The sequence below is a fragment of the Cupriavidus sp. UBA2010 genome (genome assembly GCF_002335265.1).
Lineage (GTDB): Bacteria > Pseudomonadota > Gammaproteobacteria > Burkholderiales > Burkholderiaceae > Cupriavidus > Cupriavidus metallidurans.
Genome location: NZ_DDCI01000009.1, coordinates 416,103 through 432,312, shown reverse-complemented (window position 1 = coordinate 432,312; position 16,210 = coordinate 416,103). Strand labels below are relative to the sequence as shown.

Below are 16,210 nucleotides of genomic sequence, written 5' to 3'. Positions count from 1 at the left end.
GCCATTTCGCGAGATCCGGGCGCGGCCGACAACCTGGAGACAACCGGATGACCGCCTTGCCGGCCACGCGGCGCGACGACTATCGCGCACTGCACGATTCCTTTCACTGGGACGTGCCCGAGATATTCAACCTGGCCGAAGTCTGCTGCGGCCGCTGGGCACGCGACCCGGCCACGATGCACCGCATCGCGGTCTACACGGAGCACGAGGACGGCCGACGCGCGTCGCACACCTACGCGCATATCCAGGCCGAGGCAAACCGTCTTTCGCGCGCGCTGCGCGAACTCGGCGTGCAGCGTGGCGACCGCGTGGCCATCGTCATGCCCCAGCGCATCGAGACCGTGATCGCCGGCATGGCTGTCTACCAGCTCGGCGCGGTAGCCATGCCACTGTCGATGCTGTTCGGCCCCGAGGCCCTGTCCTACCGTATCGACCACAGCGAGACCTGCGTGGCCATCGCCGACGAGACCTCGATCGACAACATGCTCGCCGCCCGCCCCGACTGCCCGACGCTGCGGACAGTCATTGGCGTGGGCGACGCCACCGGCCGCGGCGATCTGGACTGGGACACGCTGCTGGCCGCGCAGATCCCCGAGTTCACCGCCGAGCAGACCAAGGCCGAGGAAGCCGCGGTGCTGATCTACACCAGCGGCACCACTGGCCCTCCGAAGGGCGCGGTCATCCCGCATCGCGCGCTGATCGGCAATCTGACCGGCTTCGTGTGTTCGCAGAACTGGTATCCACAGGACGACGACGTGTTCTGGAGCCCGGCGGACTGGGCCTGGACAGGTGGCTTGTGGGATGCACTGATGCCGGCGCTCTACTTCGGCCGTCCGATCGTCGGATATCAGGGGCGATTTTCGGCGGAGCGCGCGTTCGAACTGCTCGAACGCTACGGTGTCACCAACACGTTCCTGTTCCCGACCGCGCTCAAGCAGATGATGAAGGCCTGTCCGACCCCATCGGATCACTACCAGCTCAAGCTGCGGGCGATCATGAGCGCCGGCGAGGCCGTCGGCGAAACGGTCTTCACCTGGTGCCGCGACGCGCTTGGCGTGATCGTCAACGAGATGTTCGGCCAGACCGAAATCAACTACATCGTCGGCAACTGCACCGCGCAGTACGACGAAAGCCGCCTTGGCTGGCCCGCGCGACCTGGGTCGATGGGACGCCCCTACCCCGGCCATCGCGTGGCCGTGATCGACGAGGACGGCCGCCCCTGCCCGCCGGGCGAGGATGGCGAAGTCGCAGTCTGCGCGACCGATATCCACGGCCATCCCGATCCGGTGTTCTTCCTGGGCTACTGGAAGAACGAAGCGGCCACCGCGGCCAAGTATTCGGAATATGACGGCCTGCGCTGGTGTCGCACCGGTGACCTCGCGCGAATCGACGCGGATGGCTACCTCTGGTACCAGGGCCGCGCGGACGACGTGTTCAAGTCATCGGGCTACCGCATCGGGCCGAGCGAGATCGAAAACTGCCTGCTCAAGCATCCGGCGGTGTCGAACTGCGCCGTGGTGCCGTCGCCGGACCCCGAGCGTGGGGCGATCGTCAAGGCGTTCATCGTGCTGACGCCGTCGGTGACGCGTTCGTTCGATAACGACGCGGCACTGATCGCCGAGCTTCAGCAGCATGTGCGAGGCCAGCTTGCGCCGTACGAGTACCCGAAAGCGATCGAATTCATCGACCAGTTGCCGATGACCACCACCGGCAAGATCCAGCGCCGCGTGTTGCGGCTGCAGGAACAGGAGCGCGCCGAAAAGCCAGCCGGCTAGCCGGCCGAGGCCTCGAGCCAGGCCAGTTCGTCCTCGTCGAAACCGGCCGCGCGGCGAGCGTCGAGATTGAACGGGCCGCGCAGCTTCGGCGCGCGGTACTGTTCGGCAAGCCGCGCGTAGGTGGAGATCGGGTCCAGCCCTCGCTGGGCGCAGAGCCAGCGGTACCAGTGATTGCCAATGGCCACGTGCCCGACTTCGTCGCGCAGGATGATGTCGATGATCTCCGCGGCCGCGGTATCGCCCACCTCGGCCAGCTTGGCACGCACTGGCGGCGAGGCGTCGAGCCCACGCGCCTCCAACGTGCGTGGCACCAGCGCCATGCGCGCCAGCACATCGCCCGAGGTGCGATCGGTCATCTCCCAGAGCGAGTTATGTGCCGGATAGTCACCATAGGTCGCCCCAAGCGTGGCCAGATGGTCGGCCAGCAGCGTGAAATGGAGTGCCTCCTCGTCAGCCACGCGAAGCCAGTCGCGGTAGTACGCCTCCGGCATCCCGGCAAAACGCCAGACCGCATCGAGCGCCAGATTGATCGCATTGAATTCGATATGGCACAGCGCATGGATCATCACCGCGCGGCCGGCCAGGGTGTGTAGCGAGCGCCTGCGGTCCACCTGCTGCGGGGGCACCAGCTCGGGACGCGCCGGGCGCCCCGGGATCGCCGCCGAGGCATCGGCCACCAAAACTTCATCCACATCCGTTACCGTGCCCCCGTGCGCCAGCAGATCGGCATGGAGCGCACGCGCAGCGGCCGCCTTGGCCCTGGCGTCGGTGATACACAGCACCGCCAGCGCCCGGCGGCGCGTGGCAAGTGGCGAATCGGCGATTTCGGCGGGTGCGATGTCTGGCATAGGCGTAAAATCCGGGAAGCCGTCATTGTAGAGCCTCGCCGGTGCCACGCCGGCCCGCGGGAACCGGCTCTTTTAATCGCGACGGCCACCCCCAATTACTTACATTGCTTCAGGCAGGAGACCCCATGGCGCTTTACCAGCTCGGCGAGATCGCCCCGACCATTCACGACGATGCCTACGTGGCCGCGGAAGCCACCATTATCGGCAATGTGACGCTAAAGGCGCGTGCGAGCGCCTGGCCCGGCGTCGTGATCCGTGGCGACAACGAACCGATCGTGGTGGGCGAGGATACGAACATCCAGGAAGGCTCGGTGCTGCACACCGACCCGGGCCGCCCCCTGACGCTGGGCGACAAGGTCTCGATCGGCCACCAGGCCATGCTGCATGGCTGCACGGTCGGCGAAGGCTCGCTGATCGGTATCCAGGCCGTGGTGCTGAATGGCGCAGTAATCGGCAAGGAATGCCTGGTCGGCGCCGGCGCCGTCGTGACCGAGAACAAGGTGTTTCCTGACCGCTCGCTGATCCTGGGCGCGCCCGCCAAGGTGGTGCGCGAACTGACCGATGCTGACGTGGCCAACCTCTATCGCAATGCGGAGACGTATGCGAAGCGGCAAGCCACTTACAAGACCGATTTGAAGCGTATCGGTTGATACCGATACGCCGGATTGACATTGCTTTACGTGAAAGACTGATAGAACCGTGACCGCTACATCGAATCCCGACACACTCCAGAAATTCCTGTTCGACGCTGCCCCCGTGCGCGGCGAGCTGGTCCGCATGGAGGCCACCTGGCAAGAAGTGCTGAACCGCCATGCCTACCCGGCACCGGTGCGGCGCCTGCTGGGCGAGATGATGGCGGCCGCGGCGCTGCTATCGGCCAACCTCAAGTTCAACGGCGCGCTGGTGATGCAACTGCACGGCGACGGCCCGGTGCGGATGCTCGTGGTGGAGTGCCTGTCCGACCTGTCGATGCGCGCCACGGCCAAGATTGCCGAGGACGCCACGATTACCGACGATGCCACGCTAACGACGCTCGTCAACGCGCATGGTCATGGCCGCTTCGCCATCACGCTCGACCCGCAAGACAAGCTGCCGGGCCAGCAACCGTACCAGGGCATCGTGCCGCTTTCCGACGAGAACGGCCCGCTCGAATCGATGGCCTCAGTGCTCGAACACTACATGCAGGCGTCCGAGCAGCTCGACACCCGCCTGTGGCTTGCCTCGAATGGGCAGGTCGCCGCGGGCATGTTGCTGCAGAAGCTGCCGTCTTATGGCGGCACCATGGAAGCACAGGTTGGCGAAACCGGTTCGCCGCTCTCCGGTGATGTGCAGGCGCAGGACCTGGATACCTGGGATCGCGCGTGCCAGTTGGGCGCCACGCTCAAGCAGGACGAACTGCTGGCCGAGTCGCCTGAGACCCTGCTGCGCCGCCTGTTCTGGGAAGAACTGCAGAATGCCGGCCTGCGCGTCTTCGAGCCAATGACGCCGCATTTCCAGTGCTCGTGCTCGCGCGCCAAGGTCGCCGGCATGTTGCAGTCGCTGGGCCAGGCCGAAATCGAAAGCATCATTGCCGAACGCGGCGACGTGGAAATCCATTGCGACTTCTGCGGCCAGCGCTACGTGTTCGACCCGGTGGATGCCGCGCAGCTCTTCACGGTACCCGTGGCAACGGGCGCAGGCGAAGGCGCGCAGCAGCAGCACTGAGCATCCGTCCGCTCCCCTGCCTCATCAGGGAGAAGGGGAAAAGACCACGGGTATGTCAAAGGTTCCGGATCTGCGCGGAACCACATACCCGCGCTCGCGGGTCCAATGACATTCCCGAACCCCAGTTGCCGGACGGAGGCCGACATGATCAAGACGTATCGTTCCCGCGCACTGTCCGGGCTGGTCATTGCCATGGCTGCGATGATCGCCGGCTGCGCAGCGCCCGTTCCACGCGATTTGTACGGCAGCCCTGCCACCGCACGCCTGGAGCCCGGTTCGACTCCCCCCGCCCCCCTTACTGACGAAGAAAGGCAGCACCTCACGGCGCTGAACCAGCAAGTGCTGCGCGAGCAGGAGCAGGCGATCGCCAGCCAGCAGCAGGCCGAAGCCTGGGCGCGGGCAGCTTACGCCTACCCGACCACAAACTGGAATCTGTACTACGGCGGATGGGGCGGCGGCCACTGGGGTGGCGGCGTAGGAATCAGCTCGCCTGGCTGGGGCTGGGGTGGTTACCCGTACGGCTCCCCGTACTGGTGGTAATTCAGAAGAAATCGAAACCGGGCCGCAGCGATGTGCAAACGCGACAGACCGAACGGTCAAGGTCGCACCTCGGCATCGGAATAGTCCTAGTAAGCCGGTTAATGTCCGCCGCGTCCCGCGACGGAATTGGGTGGCGGCGGCAGCGGAGGCGTGGCGCTGACCTTCGGAGCCGGCGCCACGAACTGGACGAAGACTTCCCCGTCCTTGACCATGCCCAGCTCATAGCGGGCACGCTCCTCGATGGCACCCGTGCCATCCTGCAAATCCTTCACTTCCCCTTCCAGCTTGGCATTGCGCAGCTTGAGCGCCTGGTTGTGCACGGTCTGCTCATTGACCTGGCGATTCAGATCCCATACGCGTAGCCAGCCGCCCTTGCCCAGCCATAGCGGGTACTGGATTGCGAGCAGCAGCACGAACAACAGCAGGGAAATCAGGCGCATCAGGGCGAAAAGGCGCTAGGAAAAGGATGATTTGGCTATTTCTGCGGGACCAATGATCCACCAAGCCGCCAAAGATTGCAAAACAAAAGACGATACAAAGCGAAACAACGGCGCAACAGGCATCCGGTTGACAAAAAAAAGCGCCGCCCCAGTGCTCTGGGGCGGCGCTTTTTCTGGGACTCAGAACACTAACCGGCGATATCAGCGCAGGTTGTAGAACGTGCTCTTGCCCGGGTACGTGGCGATGTCGCCCAGGTCTTCCTCGATACGCAGCAGCTGGTTGTACTTCGAAATGCGGTCCGAGCGCGACAGCGAACCGGTCTTGATCTGGCCGGCGTTCGTGCCGACGGCGATGTCGGCGATCGTGCTGTCTTCGGTCTCACCCGAACGGTGCGAGATCACGGCGGTGTAGCCGGCGCGCTTGGCCATCTCGATAGCGGCGAACGTCTCGGTCAGCGTGCCGATCTGGTTGATCTTGATGAGGATCGAGTTGCCGATGCCCTTCTCGATGCCTTCCTTCAGGATCTTCGTGTTGGTCACGAACAGGTCGTCACCCACCAGCTGGACGCGCTTGCCCAGCTTGTCGGTCAGCGTCTTCCAGCCTTCCCAGTCACCTTCGGCCATGCCGTCCTCGATCGACACGATCGGGAACTTGTCGCACAGGTTGGCCAGGTAGTCGGCGAACTGGGTCGACGTCAGCTTCAGGCCTTCGCCTTCGAGCGAGTACACGCCTTCGGCTTCGTGGTAGAACTCGCTGGCGGCGCAGTCCAGCGCCAGCAGCACGTCCTCGCCAACCTTGTAGCCAGCCTTTTCGATAGCCTGCACGACCGTGTTCAGGCACTCCTCGTTCGACGAGAAGTTCGGAGCGAAGCCGCCCTCGTCGCCCACGGCGGTGGACATGCCCTTGTCGGACAGGATCTTCTTCAGCGCGTGGAACACTTCGGCGCCGCAACGCAGGGCTTCACGGAAGCTGGTCTGCGACACGGGCATGATCATGAATTCCTGGATGTCCAGGCTGTTGTTGGCGTGCGCGCCACCGTTGACGATGTTCATCATCGGTACCGGCATCTGCATCGCGCCCGAACCGCCGAAGTAGCGGTACAGCGGCAGGCCGGCTTCCTCGGCAGCTGCCTTGGCCACGGCCATCGACACGGCCAGCATGGCGTTGGCGCCCAGGCGGCCCTTGTTCTCGGTGCCGTCCAGTTCGATCAGCGTGCGGTCCAGGAAAGCCTGCTCGGAGGCATCCAGGCCCATGATCGCTTCGGAGATCTCGGTGTTGATGTGCTCGACAGCCTTCAGCACGCCCTTGCCCAGGTAGCGCGACTTGTCGCCATCACGCAGTTCGATGGCTTCGCGCGAACCGGTCGATGCACCCGACGGCACGGCAGCACGGCCCATCACGCCCGACTCCAGCAGCACGTCGCACTCGACGGTGGGATTGCCGCGCGAGTCGAGAACCTCACGACCGATGATATCTACGATTGCACTCATATTTCCTCTCTGGACTGTTGAATCTGGTGAATCTTATTACCGCGCAGGATGCCCGACGAATATGTCAGATGCCTTCCACGACGATCATGTTCATCTTCGCCGCATGCTCGCGGGACTTGCGCGCCGCCAGGTATTCCTCGCTGGCGTGGAACGCGCGGGCGGCTTCGTAGCTCTGGAACTTCAGGACCACGACGCGCGTGGGGCCCCAATCACCCTCGAGCCGTTCGGTCTGGCCGCCGCGCACCAGCACTTCCGCGCCGTGCGCCTGCATGGCTTTCGTGGAAAGCACCTTGTACTGCTCGTACTGCTGGGGATCTGTCACATCGACGTACGCGATGATATAACCGGCGGCCATGCGCTATCTCCGAATCTTTTGTATTGTCTTTCGATACCGTTTCGTCAGCATTGAAGCCGGAGGTCCGGCAGCGGCACCAGAAACAGCACCGCCCGCGTCAGGCGCGGGCGGCAGTTGCCAAGGCAGGCTCAGGCGCAGGCCGGCCAGCCGAAGTTGTCTTCCAGGAAGCCGGCACGCTTGACCATGCTGTCGAGATCGCGCAGCACAGTCAGCAGTTCCTTCATGCGCGACAGCGGCACGGCGTTGGGGCCGTCCGACATCGCCTTGCTCGGATCGGGGTGGGTCTCCATGAACAGACCCGCCACGCCCGTAGCCACCGCGGCGCGCGAGAGCACCGGCACGAATTCGCGCTGGCCGCCTGAGCTGGTGCCCTGGCCACCCGGCAACTGCACCGAGTGGGTGGCATCGAACACCACGGGGGCGCCCGTCTCGCGCATGATCGCCAGGGAGCGCATGTCGGAGACGAGATTGTTGTAGCCGAAGGAAACGCCACGCTCGCAGGCCATGAAGACGTCATCAGGCAGACCCGCCTCACGGGCAGCGTCACGTGCCTTGTCGATCACGTTCTTCATGTCGTGCGGCGCCAGGAACTGGCCCTTCTTGATGTTCACCGGCTTGCCACTCTGGGCGCAGGCACGGATGAAATCAGTCTGGCGGCACAGGAAGGCCGGTGTCTGCAGCACATCCACCACGGCCGCGACGGGCTTGATCTCGTCGATCTCGTGGATGTCGGTGAGCACCGGCACACCGATCTGATGCTTTACCGTGGCCAGGATCTCAAGACCCTTTTCCATACCGAGGCCGCGGAACGACTTGCCCGACGACCGGTTGGCCTTGTCGAACGACGACTTGTAGATAAACGGAATGCCCAGTTCACCCGTGATCGCCTTCAGCTCGCCGGCCGTATCGAGCGCCATCTGCTCGGACTCGATCACGCACGGGCCAGCGATCAGGAAAAACGGCTTGTCGAGGCCGACGTCGAATCCACACAGTTTCATGGCAGTTTCCTTCCCCACCAGCGCCTCAGGCGCCTTGGCGTTGCGCGGCGAGCGCGGCTTCCACGTAGGCCTTGAACAGCGGGTGGCCATCACGCGGCGTCGAGGTGAATTCCGGGTGGAACTGAACGCCGACGAACCACGGGTGCATCGATTCCGGCAGTTCCATCATCTCCGGCAGGTTCTCGGTCGGCGTGCGCGCCGAAATCACCATGCCAGCCTTTTCCAGCTCCGGCACGTAGTGGTTGTTGACTTCGTAGCGGTGACGATGACGCTCGTTGACTTCGGCGCCATAGATCTGCGAGGCCTTGGTGCCGGTCTTGATAGGCACGCGCTGGGCGCCCAGACGCATCGTGCCGCCGAGGTCGGAGTCCGCCGAACGCTGTTCCACCTTGCCGTCGCGATCGACCCACTCGGTGATCAGCGCGACCACCGGGTGTTCCGTGTCGAGGTTGAATTCGGTCGAATTGGCGTCGCCCATGCTGGCAACGTGACGCGCGAATTCGATCACGGCGAGCTGCATACCCAGGCAGATGCCCAGGTACGGCACCTTGTTCTCGCGGGCATACTGGATCGCGCGGATCTTGCCTTCGGTGCCGCGCTTGCCGAAACCGCCCGGCACCAGGATGGCATCCAACGGCTTCAGCACTTCGAGGTGACCCGACTCGAGCTCTTCCGAATCGATGTACTCGATGTTCACGCGCGTGGCGGTATGCATGCCGGCGTGGCGCAGCGCCTCGATCAGTGACTTGTACGACTCGGTCAGGTCGACGTACTTGCCAACCATGCCGATCGTGATTTCATGCTCGGGGTTTTCCTGCGCGTTGACCAGCTTCTGCCACATCGACAGGTCAGCCGGTTTCGGGTCCAGACGCAGTTCCTCGCAGATCAGGCGGTCGAGGCCCTGCTCGTTGAGCATCTGCGGAATCTTGTAGATGCTGTCGGCATCCCAGACCGAGATCACGGCTTCCTGCGGGATGTTGGCGAACAGCGAAATCTTGGCGCGCTCGTCGTCCGGAATCGGGCGGTCGGCGCGGCACAGCAGCGCGGTCGGCGAAATGCCGATTTCGCGGAGCTTCTGCACCGAGTGCTGGGTCGGCTTGGTCTTGAGCTCGCCGGCGCTGGCGATGAACGGCACCAGCGTCAGGTGCACGAACGCGCAATGATTGCGGCCCAGGCGCAGGCTCATCTGGCGCGCGGCTTCCAGGAACGGCAGCGACTCGATGTCACCCACCGTGCCGCCGATCTCCACCAGTGCCACGTCGGCCTTGCCGTCGTGCGACGCGGCAGCGCCACGCTCGACGAAAGCCTGGATTTCGTTCGTGATATGGGGAATGACCTGAACGGTCTTGCCGAGGTACTCGCCGCGGCGTTCCTTGCGGATCACCGATTCGTAGATCTGGCCGGTCGTGAAGTTGTTCGACTTCCGCATCTTGGCCGACACGAAGCGCTCGTAGTGACCCAGATCGAGGTCAGTTTCCGCGCCATCTTCGGTCACGAACACCTCGCCATGCTGGAAGGGGCTCATCGTGCCGGGATCGACGTTGATGTAGGGATCGAGCTTGAGGAGGGTGACTTTGAGGCCGCGCGACTCGAGAATAGCCGCGAGCGAAGCAGCAGCGATGCCCTTGCCGAGAGAAGAGACGACGCCACCGGTGACGAAGACGAATTTGGTCATAAACCGAGCTTGCCGGGGAAATCGGGATTATACATGAGAGCCCGATCCCCGCCGACGCCGAATTTGTGAAATCGGGGTGTCGGCCCGGCACGCAAAGGCGGCCTGCGGCGCATACGCCGCACTGCAAGCCGTACCGCAAGCCGAGCCGGCGCCGCGCGCGCCGGCTTCCCGGACTTCAGCGCCCGGACTTGCGCATTTCCTCGATCAGGTCCCGCACCAGACCGGCGGTCTCGAGGGGCCGCTCCATTGGATACAGGTGGCCGCCTTCGATATAGCGCAGCCGGTCGCCCACGAGCTTGCGGGTTGCGCCGAGCCCCGCCTGCCTAACCTCGCGCGAGCGGGTGCCGGCAACGAAGCTGACCGGGATCGGCGCGCCACGCGCCACCTTGCGGCCCAGGCTGGTCGGCAGCGTCCGGTAGATCCAGTATTCGACCTCGCGATCGAAGCGCAGCTTGCGTTCGTTGGCCACACCAGTGGGCTCGGTGCCATGCTCGGCGTAGTCGCGCAGGACCTCGGGATCCCACACTTTGAAATTGCGCTTGGACTGAAAATGACTCCAGACCGCGTCGGTATCGGGCCAATGGGTGCGCCGGTTCTTGGTGACGGCTGCGGGGCCCGGTTTCTCGTCGAGCCCCAGCATCTGGGACGCGCGCACCAGTGACGCCTTCCAGCCGGCGATGATCGGTGAATCCAGCATCACCACGCCCCGCACCCGCTGCGGCCGACGCAGCGCGGCCATCAGCGACAGGAAACCGCCCAGCGAATGGCCAACCAGCCAGACCTTGGGCGCGTCGGCACCGCTCCGCCCCGGGCGATCCAGCTCGCCAAGCAGTTCGTCGACCAGATGCGGCCACTCGCGCGTGACCGGAAACTTGGGATTGTGGCCGTAACGTTCGACGGCGCGGATGTCGAAGGTGTCGTCTAGCGCGCCGAACAGCTTGCGATAGATCGGCACCGGAAAACCGTTGGCGTGGGAAAAGAGCAGGATGTCGCGCATGGCGGCAAGTCGATGGAATGAGTCGGAAAAACCTGGGATGAAAGGGATCAGCTTCGGTCGCGGCGGGCCCGTACCGGCTGGCCCCAGCGATCGGCTTCGTCGCGCGCGAGCGGGAATTCGGCCGGCTGGCTCGCATCCCATTCGGGATTGGCGATTTCGCCGAAAACCTGGCGCAGGCGCTGGCCCCAGGTGTCGCGGATCATGCGGAAGTATGCGTTCTTCTCGTCGATGCTGACGAAGCGCGTCACGCGGAGCGAATCGGCCTCGTAGACCAGCAGGTCGAGCGGCAAACCGACCGAGATATTCGACTTCAGCGTGGAATCCATCGAGACCAGCGCGCACTTGGCCGCCTCGCCCAGCGGCACCGACGGCGTGATGACACGGTCGACGATCGGCTTGCCATATTTGGCCTCGCCAATCTGGAAGTAGCAGTTCTCGGGCGTGGCCTCGATGAAGTTGCCCGCCGCGTAGACATGGAACAGGCGCGTGCGCTCGCCCCGGATCTGCCCGCCGAAAATCAGGTTGACGCTGAATTCGATGCCAGCCTCGCGCAACGCATGGGCATCGCGCTTGTGCACGGCGCGCACCGCCTCGCCGACGATGGTGACCGCCTCGAACATGTCGCGCGCGGTCCACAGCGAGCGCTTCTCGTCGCGCGCCTCGGCCAGGCATTGGCGCACAGACTGGCTGATCGCGAGATTGCCGGAGGTAAGCAGCACCATGACGCGGTCGCCCGGCTCCTCGAATACGGTCATCTTGCGCGCGGTGGAAATGGCATCCACACCGGCGTTGGTACGGGAATCAGACAGGAATACCAGACCGGCATCCAGCCGCATGGCTACACAGTACGTCATGGGTTCGGGTTGACAGAGGCGCGACGGCGACGCCCCATTCTAGCCGCACGGCGGTGTATGAATACCGAAAAGGATTAGAGGCGCTATCAAAATGAAGCGAAGCGGTTCTGGCTAGGCGTGCGGCCGCAGACAGTACACGTGGTACGGCAAGGCCGCGCAACGACGCCAGAATCATTTTGATAGCGCCTCTTACTCTGCCGCCGCACTTCGAACCAACCTGGCTTCGCCATTTCAGGCCAGCGGCGTGATCTCGATGTCGACTTCCATTGTTTCCCCGGCCCCGCCTTCGAGGATGCCCCGGATTGGTGCGGCCGAGGCATAGTCACGCCCCACGGCAAGGCGGACGTGGCGCCCATTTGTGATGCAGCGATGCGTGACATCGATGCTGCACCAGAGCCCGCGGTCCGCATCCAGGCAGATGTCGGCCCAGGCATGACTGGCTAGCGAGGCTGCGGCCGCATCGTAGAAGTAGCCACTGACATAGCGGGCCGGAATGCCGAACGCGCGACATGCCGCCACCATAACCTGCGCCTGATCCTGGCAGACCCCGCTGCCCAGCCGGAAAGCCTCGACGGCGGACGTGCCGACATCGGTCGTATTGGCCCGATACTGGACCCGGTCGGCGATGCCATCGGCCAATGCCAGCAGGGCCGGCACCTCGTGGCCAGCGGCCAGGTATGGGGCTGCGAACGCCCGCATGTCCGTCGGCGCCTGGGTCAGCGGCGTGCCCGATAGAAAATAGAGCGGCGACACGCGCGACTCACCAGCTTCGGGCAGGTCCTGGAAAGCGCCATGGCCACCCTCCCCGGCCTCGGCGCCCGCCTGGCCCGTTGGGGCTGGATCGATCCTGACCTCGACCTCGCCGGTAGCGACGATCGCAATCGTACGAGCGGGGCCGGCCATGGTGAAGTTGTGGACGATATTACCGAAACCGTCACGCGCTTCGGAAAGGTTACCCGGCGCGGAAAGCGTCCAGTACTGCACGGACTGCAGTGGGCCACTGCGGGGCGCCAGACGCAGCTCATGCACGCTGCGACGCACCGGCTCGGTGTAGCGGTAGATGGTCTTATGATGGATCTTGTATTTCACGGGTATATCTCGCGCCACATGCATGCCGGCCCCAGTCGGGGATGCCGCACACCCGGCGCATGACGCCGGGCGCTCCTGCAACGGTCAGGCAGCTAGCAGCGGCACGAGGAAATCCCGGCTGATGCCATTGCCGAGGTCGCCGATGCGCTCCAGGAAGCTGGTCAGGTAGGCATGCAGGCCGACGGCGAAAATGTCGTCGATGCGCGCGTACTTTAGGTCTGCGTGAAGTTTACCAGCCTGCCTTTCGGTCTCCGCCGACTGCTGGTTCGACACCAGCGCCAGAATCGCGACCACTTCGTCCATGCTGGAAACCAGCGAACGCGGCATGTCGGGCCGCAGGACCAGCAGTTCCGCCACGCGCTGCGGCGTGATCACGGCACGGTAGATCTTGCGATAGACCTCGAAGCCAGAGACCGACCGCAACACGGCCGCCCAGTGATAGAAATCGTTCTGCTCGCGGTTCGGGTCGCTGTCGTCGCGGCCCGAGGCCTGAAACTTGACGTCGAGAATCCGCGCGGTGTTGTCGGCCCGCTCCAGGAAGGTGCCAAGCCGCATGAAGTGGAACGCATCGTCCTTGAGCATGGTGCCGAACTGGACGCCACGGGCCAGATGCGAGCGGAACTTTACCCACTCGAAGAAGCGCGATGGATCTTCGTGCAGCTCGCCATCGGCGATCATGCGCTGGACGTCGAGCCAGGTGGTGTTGATGGTCTCCCAGACCTCGGTCGTCAGCGATCCACGCACCGCGCGCGCATTCTCGCGGGCCGCGCGCAGGCAGCTCATGATCGACGAGACATTGGTCATGTCGCGCACCATGAAGTCGATCACGTCGTCACGGTGCAGCAAGCCGTACTTGTGGTCGTAGGCCTGGGTCAATTCGGAGATATCGAGCATCGCCCACCAACCCTGCTCGGCCACTTCGGCCGATTGCGGCAGCAGCGAAGTCTGGTAGTTGACGTCGAGCATGCGCGCAGTATTCTCCGCGCGTTCGGTATAGCGGGCCATCCAGAACAGGTGGTCGGCGGTACGGCTCAGCATGGTGAAATCTCCCGGCAAACAGCGCCTATGGACTTAGAAGCCGTTGCAGATTGAAGCGAAGCGGTTCTGGCCAGGGTGAAGCGGTACGGCAAGGCCGCGCAACCACGCCAGAATCATTCTGAAACGGTTTCCTAGCGTTCCAGCACCCAGGTGTCCTTGGTGCCGCCGCCCTGGGACGAATTGACCACGAGCGAGCCCTCTCTCAACGCCACCCGCGTCAGCCCGCCCGGCACCATGCGCACCTCCTTGCCCGACAGCACGAACGGGCGAAGATCGATATGGCGCGGCGCGATGCCCGCATCGACATAGGTCGGGCAAGTCGACAACGCCAACGTCGGCTGCGCGATGTACTGCTCGGGGCGCGATTTCACGACCTCCCGGAACTGGTCGATCTCCGCGCGCGTCGCGGCCGGTCCCACGAGCATGCCGTAGCCGCCGGCGCCATGCGTTTCCTTGACCACAAGATCCTGCATATGGTCGAGCACGTACTGCAGATCATCCGGACGCCGGCACATGTAGGTCGGCACGTTCGACAGGATGGGTTCCTCGCCGAGATAGAAGCGGATCATGTCCGGCACGTACGGGTAGATCGACTTGTCGTCGGCCACGCCCGTCCCGATCGCATTGCTGATCGTCACGTTGCCGGCACGGTAGACCGAGAGCAGCCCGGCCGCACCCAGGGCGGAATCGTGGCGAAATACGAGCGGGTCGAGGAAATCGTCGTCCACGCGCCGGTAGATCACGTCGATACGCTGCGGCCCCTGCGTGGTGCGCATATAGAGATGGTCGTCCTCGACGAACAGGTCATTGCCTTCCACCAGTTCGACGCCCATCTGCTGGGCCAGGAACGCGTGCTCGAAGTAGGCCGAGTTGTACATGCCCGGCGTGAGCACGACGACGGTCGGATCGGCGATATTCTGCGGCGACACGCTGCGCAGCATGTCCAGCAGCAGATCGGGATAGTGCGCCACCGGGGCCACGCGGTTGCGGGCGAACAGGTCGGGGAACAGCCGCATCATCATCTTGCGGTTCTCGAGCATGTACGACACGCCCGATGGCACCCGCAGGTTGTCTTCGAGAACGTAGAACTCGCCCTCGCCCGCGCGTACGACGTCGATGCCGGCCACGTGCGCGTAGATGTCGCGAGGCACGTCGATGCCCAGCATTTCCGGGCGGTACTGCGCATTGTTGTAGATCTGGTCCGGCGGAATCACGCCGGCACGGATGATGTCCTGCCCGTGGTAGATGTCGTGGATGAAGCGGTTTAGCGCCGCGACGCGTTGCCGCAGGCCGCGCTCGAGCGTGGCCCACTCGCTGGCCGGGAAAATGCGCGGAATCACGTCGAACGGAATGGTCCGCTCGGTTCCGCTGTTGGACTCATCCTTGTCGCCGTAGACGGCAAAGGTGATACCCACACGCCGGAAGATCAGATCCGCTTCCGCGCGCTTGTTGCTCATCGTCGCCGCAGACTGCCGCCCCAGCCATTCGGCAAAGTTCCGGTAGTGGGGCCTGACCGCCCCCGACGGCAGCGCCCGCCCGGCCTCGATGGCCTCGGTTGCTCCGTCCTCTCGCCCTTCCAGCATCTCGTCGAAAAACCGCGCCGCCATGATGGCCGCTCCTTCGTGAAATTGGGCGCCTTGCCGCGGTTGTCCTCCGGTGGTTGTCTCCCGGTTACTGCCTGATACCAACCGCCGCCGCCCGTTTATCGATGCCTTGTCGAGTCGACTCCTTCAGCATATCCGTACCGGCTGAACCCGCAAGGGGTTGCACACAAGTGACACGCGCCGGCACACAGAAACGATTTAGCAAGATGCTTGCCAGCCACAGGTGATTCAGGGCGCCTTCCCGGAACAGGAGGCCGATGCCGGCGGGCACTTTTCCAGAATGTCCTCGACCAGTGCCTCGGGGGTGCGGCGAATATCGAGCACGAGCGCGTCGCAAGGCTCCTCCAGGGTCTCGAACTGGCTCTGGAGCAGCGCGGGATTGAAGAAATGGTCCGTGCGCGCGGACAGGCGGCTGCCGATGGTCGAGGCGTCGCCTTTCATGAACACGAAGGTCACGCCGCCGTCCGACGGCAGCAGGCGGTCCCGATAGACCTGGCGCAGCGCCGAACATGTGAATACGTGGGTGCGGCCCTCGGCGCGGGCGGTGTCGATGGCGGCCCGCATTGCGTCCAGCCAGGGCCAGCGGTCGTCATCGGTCAATGGGATGCCGGCGTGCATCTTGGCCTTGTTGGCGTCGCTGTGAAAGCTGTCCGCGTCGTGGAAGCCGCAATGAAGCCGGTCCGCCAGCATCTGGCCGACCGTGCTCTTGCCGCTGCCGGAAACGCCCATCAGGATATAGATCATGTCTGCTCCATCGATCATGTGTCGGATGGTGTTGCCATCCTTGTCGGTAGCCTTCGGC

16 protein-coding genes are annotated in these 16,210 nt (G+C 64.2%); 4 read left to right on the top strand and 12 right to left on the bottom strand.

All coding sequences use genetic code 11. The features are described 5' to 3' along the window. The first annotated feature begins 47 nt into the window (after positions 1–47). Entirely contained in the window at positions 48–1,775 is a 1,728-nt protein-coding gene (locus B2246_RS05395) for an acyl-CoA synthetase (RefSeq protein WP_008650085.1), read from the top strand. Here the strand turns inward: B2246_RS05395 and B2246_RS05390 are convergent. Further along, the gene (locus B2246_RS05390; RefSeq protein WP_008650086.1) at positions 1,772–2,623 is read right to left on the bottom strand and encodes a ferritin-like domain-containing protein; all 852 of its coding nucleotides are present in this window, start codon (positions 2,621–2,623) and stop codon (positions 1,772–1,774) included. The two genes, B2246_RS05395 and B2246_RS05390, sit on opposite strands and share 4 nt — an antisense overlap. Positions 2,624–2,748: 125 nt before the next feature. Between B2246_RS05390 and B2246_RS05385 the strand changes: the two genes are divergently transcribed. The 3 genes from B2246_RS05385 (at position 2,749) to B2246_RS05375 (ending at position 4,867) form a co-directional block, all read left to right on the top strand. Further along, the gene (locus B2246_RS05385) at positions 2,749–3,273 is read left to right on the top strand and encodes a gamma carbonic anhydrase family protein (protein WP_008650087.1); all 525 of its coding nucleotides are present in this window, start codon (positions 2,749–2,751) and stop codon (positions 3,271–3,273) included. Positions 3,274–3,322: 49 nt separating this feature from the next. Next, positions 3,323–4,327 (top strand): Hsp33 family molecular chaperone HslO, encoded by a 1,005-nt coding sequence (locus tag B2246_RS05380; protein WP_286880207.1) that lies wholly within the window; start codon positions 3,323–3,325, stop codon positions 4,325–4,327. 144 nt (positions 4,328–4,471) lie between these two features. Next, positions 4,472–4,867, top strand: coding sequence for a hypothetical protein (locus B2246_RS05375; protein ID WP_286880205.1), 396 nt, complete (start codon positions 4,472–4,474; stop codon positions 4,865–4,867). Positions 4,868–4,965: 98 nt separating this feature from the next. Here B2246_RS05375 and ftsB read toward each other — a convergent pair whose 3' ends face one another. The 11 genes from ftsB to B2246_RS05320 form a co-directional block, all read right to left on the bottom strand. Next, positions 4,966–5,307 carry a cell division protein FtsB gene (ftsB, locus tag B2246_RS05370; protein ID WP_008650101.1) on the bottom strand — a complete coding sequence of 114 codons (342 nt, stop codon included), beginning with the start codon at positions 5,305–5,307 and terminating at the stop codon, positions 4,966–4,968. Positions 5,308–5,508: 201 nt separating this feature from the next. Further along, positions 5,509–6,798, bottom strand: coding sequence for a phosphopyruvate hydratase (gene eno / locus B2246_RS05365; protein ID WP_017515042.1), 1,290 nt, complete (start codon positions 6,796–6,798; stop codon positions 5,509–5,511). Between the two features lie 64 nt (positions 6,799–6,862). After that, complete coding sequence (locus tag B2246_RS05360) at positions 6,863–7,153, bottom strand: DUF1330 domain-containing protein (protein WP_008650103.1); 291 nt, start codon at positions 7,151–7,153, stop codon at positions 6,863–6,865. A gap of 128 nt (positions 7,154–7,281) precedes the next feature. Continuing rightward, positions 7,282–8,151, bottom strand: a complete 870-nt coding sequence (gene kdsA / locus B2246_RS05355; RefSeq protein WP_035881800.1) for a 3-deoxy-8-phosphooctulonate synthase — start codon at positions 8,149–8,151, stop codon at positions 7,282–7,284. Between the two features lie 25 nt (positions 8,152–8,176). Beyond that, on the bottom strand, positions 8,177–9,826 hold the full coding sequence (locus tag B2246_RS05350) for a CTP synthase (RefSeq protein ID WP_035881799.1): 1,650 nt from the start codon (positions 9,824–9,826) through the stop codon (positions 8,177–8,179). A 175-nt stretch (positions 9,827–10,001) separates the two neighbouring features. After that, positions 10,002–10,823: an alpha/beta hydrolase gene (locus tag B2246_RS05345; protein ID WP_008650108.1), complete on the bottom strand. Its 822-nt coding sequence runs from the start codon at positions 10,821–10,823 to the stop codon at positions 10,002–10,004. Positions 10,824–10,870: 47 nt separating this feature from the next. Then, a complete protein-coding gene (locus B2246_RS05340) occupies positions 10,871–11,677 on the bottom strand; it encodes a hypothetical protein (RefSeq protein WP_062794212.1) in 807 nt (268 codons plus the stop codon). A gap of 231 nt (positions 11,678–11,908) precedes the next feature. Further along, positions 11,909–12,766 (bottom strand): transglutaminase family protein, encoded by an 858-nt coding sequence (locus B2246_RS05335; protein WP_187192280.1) that lies wholly within the window; start codon positions 12,764–12,766, stop codon positions 11,909–11,911. 84 nt (positions 12,767–12,850) lie between these two features. Continuing rightward, a complete protein-coding gene (locus tag B2246_RS05330; RefSeq protein ID WP_008650125.1) occupies positions 12,851–13,804 on the bottom strand; it encodes an alpha-E domain-containing protein in 954 nt (317 codons plus the stop codon). Positions 13,805–13,935: 131 nt separating this feature from the next. After that, positions 13,936–15,411 carry a circularly permuted type 2 ATP-grasp protein gene (locus B2246_RS05325; RefSeq protein WP_008650127.1) on the bottom strand — a complete coding sequence of 492 codons (1,476 nt, stop codon included), beginning with the start codon at positions 15,409–15,411 and terminating at the stop codon, positions 13,936–13,938. 225 nt (positions 15,412–15,636) lie between these two features. Next, entirely contained in the window at positions 15,637–16,152 is a 516-nt protein-coding gene (locus B2246_RS05320; RefSeq protein WP_035881898.1) for a gluconokinase, read from the bottom strand. Positions 16,153–16,210: the final 58 nt, after the last annotated feature.